Raw genomic sequence first — 1,957 nt, forward strand, 5'->3', positions numbered from 1 at the left:
GGAGCGAATTCATTCGCGAAAGCGGTGCGTCAGACGCAGATTTTTTGCAGGGAAAATACCTTCGCGAATGAATTCGCTCCTACCGAAAAACAGTGCAGTCAGAGCCAGACGGACGGACGGGCTCACTAAATTCCATAGCATGCCGCTATGCCTACTGTAGCTACCCTCAATTGGGCTTAAAGGCCTACTGAAGATACCTTCCCGTTACCGCAATATATGGCGCATTGACACCAAGGCGCTTCAGCTACTTGTTTACCCACGAGTTCACCCCATGAAAAATCCGATATCCCTCGCATCGCGCATCGGCCTGGGCTTTGCCGCCATCGTGTCGCTGCTTGTATTGATTACCGCCGTGGGTATCCAACGAGTTGGATTTATCGACTCCACGCTGGAAGACGTCAGCAACAACGCCGCGAAAGTGCAGCGCTACGCGATTAACTTCCGCGGCAGCGTTCACAACCGCGCTATCGCCATTCGTGATGCTGTGCTGGTGACCAATGATCGCGACCTTGAATCCCACCTGGCCGAAGTCAGCAGCCTGCAAAAAGACTACGTGGATTCAGCCACGCCGATGGACCAACTCTTCGCGAGCAACACCGTCACCCCGCAAGAGCAATCCATGCTGCAGGCCATCAAAGACATCGAACAGCGCACCCTGGCCTCCACGAAAAAACTGATCGACCTGCGCCGCACCGGCGACATCGCGGGCTCTCAGGCTTTGCTGCTCAACCAGATATCCGCCGACTACAGCGAGTGGCTCAAGCGCATCAACGCCTTGATCGACTACGAAGAAGCGTCCATCAAATCGCAGCTCAGTGACGTGCAGGCCACCGCCAGCCAGTTTCGCGGCTTGATGTTGCTGGCGACTGGCGCGGCCTTGTTGCTGAGCATCTTCCTGTCGATCCTGATCATCCGCTTCGTCAAATCCACCCTCGGCGCAGAACCCACCGAAGTGGCTCAAGCCATCCAGCGTCTTGCCGCGGGCGACCTGCAGCAAAGCATCGTCACGCCCTACCCCGACAGCGTGATGGGCGTACTGAAAACTGCCCTCAGCCGCCTGGCTGACACCATTACCCAAGTGCGCATGGCCGCTCAGGAAGTGAATCAGTCCTCCACACTGCTGTCCGCCACGTCGATCACCAACAACGACCAGATCAACCTGCAAACCCGTGAAGCTGAACAAGTGGCCACCGCCATCACGCAAATGGCAGCAACCGTCAACGAAGTCACCGGTTACGCATCCCAAGCCGCCGATGCAACGCGTCTGGCCGACGGCGAAGTGGAAAGCGGTAACCAGTTGGTCGCGGGCACCACCCTGGCGATTGAACAATTGGCCACGTCACTGGCCGAAACCACCCTGACCGTGGAGCGGGTGTCCAAACAAAGCGAAGAGATCGAGAGCGTGATCGACGTCATCAACTCAATCGCCAGCCAAACCAACCTGCTGGCCCTCAACGCAGCCATCGAAGCAGCAAGGGCTGGCGAGCACGGCCGGGGCTTTGCGGTCGTCGCCGATGAAGTGCGCTCGCTGGCCAACCGCACCCAGCGCTCGACGCAAGACATCCGGGACATGATCAGCACCCTGCAAAGTGGTACTGAAGCCGCCGCGCAAACCATGCGTGACAACTGCGAACTGGTGGGTCGCACAGTGGAGCAAACCCGCAATGCACAAGGCGCGCTGTCCAAAATCAGCAAGGAAGTGGGCGCCATCAACCGCATGAACGCACAGATCGCCAGCGCCTCGGTGCAGCAAAACAGCGTGGCGGAAGAGGTGGCCGTCAACATCAACCGAATCCACGGCTCAACCGTGCAGTCCGCAACCGGCTCAAAACAAGTGGCCACCGCAAGCCAGGAACTGGCCCAACTGGCAGACCGCCTGACCCAGAAAGTGGCGTTCTTCAAAGTCGGCTGAGCCCGCCCGAACCTGTGGGAGCCGGGCTTGCCCGCGAAGAACGAT

General features: G+C 58.7%; 1 protein-coding gene. It reads left to right on the forward strand.

Annotation, left to right across the window (positions count from 1 at the left end):
- The first annotated feature begins 271 nt into the window (after nt 1-271).
- Nucleotides 272-1,912, forward strand: a complete 1,641-nt coding sequence (locus tag RX972_RS26965; RefSeq protein WP_316880029.1) for a methyl-accepting chemotaxis protein — start codon at nt 272-274, stop codon at nt 1,910-1,912.
- The last annotated feature ends 45 nt before the right edge of the window (nt 1,913-1,957 follow it).

Source organism: Pseudomonas syringae group sp. J309-1 (assembly GCF_032582135.1).
GTDB lineage: Bacteria > Pseudomonadota > Gammaproteobacteria > Pseudomonadales > Pseudomonadaceae > Aquipseudomonas > Aquipseudomonas quasicaspiana.